Source organism: Kitasatospora putterlickiae, from assembly GCF_039527695.1.
Lineage (GTDB): Bacteria > Actinomycetota > Actinomycetes > Streptomycetales > Streptomycetaceae > Kitasatospora > Kitasatospora putterlickiae.
The window spans coordinates 1-3,070 of record NZ_BAAAKJ010000515.1; the positions used below are offsets into that span (position 1 = coordinate 1).

The following is a 3,070-nucleotide window of genomic DNA, read 5'->3' on the forward strand; positions in this document are numbered from 1 at the left end:
AGGCCGCCGCCGTCCGCGAAGCCGCCGACACCCACGCCGAACGCGTCCGCGAGCAGGCCGAAACCGCCGCCAGGGAACTGCGCGAGCGGGGCACGGCCGAGCTGGCGCTCGCCGAGGAGCAGGCCGAGACGGTCCGCGCCGAAGCCGGCCGCGAGCTGTCCGAGGCCCGCGCCACCGCCGCCGCGATCCGCGCCGAGGCCGGCGAGGAGCTGGAGCGGGCCCGGCGCGACGGCGAGGAACTCGTCGAGGCCGGCCGCACCGAGGCCGCCGCGCTGGTCGAGGCCGCCGACGAGGAGGCCGCCGAGGTCCGCCAGTCGGTGGCCGGGCTGCACGAGACCGCCTCCCAGCAGATCGCCGAACTCCGGGCCGCCGCCGAGCGGGACGCCGAGGAGCTGCGCGAGCAGGCCGAGCGGGCCGCCGCCGAGGTGCGCGACACCGCCGACCGGGAGACCACCGAGCTGCGCGCGCTCGCCGACCGCGAGACCGCCGAGCTGCGGGCCGCCGCCGAGCAGGAGACGGCTCGGCTGCGCGAGACCGCCGAGCGCGAGACCGCCGACCTGCGCGCCCGGACCGCCGCCGAGACGACCGCCCTGCGCGAGCAGACCGGGCTGGAGCTGGCCGCCGACCGCGAGGCCGCCGAGCTGGAACTGGCCCGGCAGCGCGCCGAGGCGCAGGCCTACGACGAGCGGCTGCGCGCCGAGGCCGAGGACACCCTGCGCGCCGCCCAGGAGGCCGCCGAGCAGCAGCGCGCCGAGTCCGAGCAGCTGGCCGCCCGGATGGTGGCCGCCGGCGAGGAGCGGGCCGCCGCGACCGTCGCCGAGGCGGAGGAGTACGCCGCCGCGCTGCGCGCCGAGGCCGAGGAGTACGCGCTCGCCACCCGCACCCTCGCCGACGAGTACGACACGGCCACCCACGGCCGCGCCGACGCCTACGACGCCGAGGTCCGCGAGACCGCCGAGAAGTTCGACAGGGCGACCCGCGAGCGGGCCAAGTCCGTGCTGGAGAAGGCCTTCGCGGACGCCGAGTCGCTCGGCGAGGACGCCCGGACCACCGCGCTGGCCACCACGGCCGCCGCCGAGGAGCAGGCGGACGCGATGGTCGCCGCCGCCCGCAAGGAGGCCGACCGGCTGGTCGCGGCCGGCGAGGCCGCCGGGCAGGAGGCGGTCGAGAAGGGCCGCGCCGACGCCGACGCGCTGCTCTCCGAGGCCCGCCGGGACGCCACCGCGATCCGCGAGCGCGCCGAGGAGTTGCGCGAGCGCACCGACGCCGAGGTGGAGGCCCTGCACGAGCGCGCCCGCAAGGAGAACGCGCAGGCCATGAAGTCGGCCGGCGAGCGGGTGGACGCGCTGGTGACCGCCGCCCAGGAGCAGCTGACCGAGGCCGAGGAGCAGGCGGTCGCCACCGTCGCCGAAGCCGAGGACCGGGCCGCCGCGCTGGTCGCCGCCGCCGAGGACCGGGCCAACGAGCTGACCTCGGAGGCGTCCGCCGAGGCCAGCAAGGTGCGCCTGTCGGCCGTCCGCAAGGCCGAGGGCCTGCTGAAGGAGGCCGAGACCAAGCTCGCCAGCTCCACCGACCGCGCCGAGGCCCTGATCATCAAGGCCGAGGCCAAGCTGAAGTCCGCTCAGGACGAGGCGGAGGAGCGGCTGGAGACGGCGTCGGCGGAGGCCGAGAAGCGGGTGCGGGCCGCCGACCGGGCCTCCGACGAACAGATCGAACTGGCGAAGGCGGAGGCCGAGCGGCTGCTCGCCGAGGCGCGGGCCGAGGCGAAGCGGGCCACCGACGAGGGCCGGCGCGAGCTGGACGAACTGGTGCGCCGTCGCAAGGACATCAACACGGAGATCTCCCGGGTACAGGACGTGCTGTCCGCCCTGGAGGCCTTCGAGGCACCGTCACCGGTCGCGCAGGCCAACGGGGGGAGCGGTTCCAAGAAGGACGGGGGTGCCAAGGCTGGTGCCGGAATTGGCTCCCCCCGGTCGGGTGGCAATCGTTCCAAGAACGCACCACCCGATTGAGCGGACATTGTCCGCGGGACAACGGCGTTTCATCGCCGACACTCCGGTACCGTGTCAGGATTCCCTCAACCACCTCAGCGGTTTGACGACAGGAAGCCCAGAACCCCATGAGCGACAGTCACTCCCCTCACGGCTTCGACCTGGTGCGCCGTGGGTACGAGCGCGCCCAGGTCGACGAGCGGATCACCAAGCTGGTGGCCGACCGTGACAGTGCCTTGACCCGGATCAGCGCCCTTGAGAAGCGCATCGAGGAGCTCCACCTGGAGACCCAGACCGCCCAGGCGGCGGTCGCCGAGGCGGAGCCGTCGTACGCCGGTCTCGGTGCCCGGGTCGAGAAGATCCTGCGGCTCGCCGAGGAGGAGGCCAAGGACCTGCGCGAGGAGGCGCACCGCGCCGCCGAGCAGCACCGCGAGCTCGCCGAGGCGGCCGCCCAGCAGGTCCGCACCGAGGCCGAGAACTACGCCAAGGACCGCAAGGCCAAGGCGGAGGACGAGGGTCTGCGGATCGTCGACAAGGCCAAGAGCGACGCCGCCCAGCTGCGGGCCGAGGCCAACAAGGACGCCCAGAACAAGCGCGAGGAGGCGGACGCCCTCTTCGAGGAGACCCGCACCAAGGCCGCCCAGGCCGCGCTGGAGTTCGAGACCAACCTGGCCAAGCGCCGCGAGCAGTCCGAGCGCGACCTGGCCGCCCGTCAGGCCAAGGCCGAGAAGCGACTGGCCGAGATCGAGCACCGCGCCGAGCAGCTCCGCCTGGAGGCCGAGAAGCTGCGCACCGACGCCGAGCGCCGCGCCCGCCAGACCGTCGAGACGGCCCAGCGCCAGTCCGAGGACATCGTGGCCGACGCCAACGCCAAGGCCGACCGGATCCGCAGCGAATCCGAGCGCGAGCTGGCGGCGCTCACCAACCGCCGCGACAGCATCAACGCCCAGCTGACCAACGTCCGCGAGATGCTGGCGACGCTGACCGGCGCGGCCGTGGCCGCCGCCTCGCTGCCGAACGACGACACCATGGGCGTGCCCGCCCAGCAGTCGCGCTGACGCGGCCCGCAGGCCGGGACG

1 protein-coding gene and 1 pseudogene are annotated in these 3,070 nt (G+C 75.0%); both read left to right on the top strand.

Annotation, left to right across the window (positions count from 1 at the left end; genetic code table 11):
• Positions 1-2,012: pseudogene (locus ABD308_RS38350) on the top strand (hypothetical protein); the annotation flags it as partial.
• Between the two features lie 107 nt (positions 2,013-2,119).
• Positions 2,120-3,049 (top strand): coiled-coil domain-containing protein, encoded by a 930-nt coding sequence (locus ABD308_RS38355; protein WP_344345574.1) that lies wholly within the window; start codon positions 2,120-2,122, stop codon positions 3,047-3,049.
• The last annotated feature ends 21 nt before the right edge of the window (positions 3,050-3,070 follow it).

Bases quoted from the DNA above. Each gene is read 5' to 3' on its own strand.
- ABD308_RS38355 (WP_344345574.1), top strand. From the start codon at position 2,120: ATGAGCGACAGTCACTCCCCTCACGGCTTCGACCTGGTGCGCCGTGGG.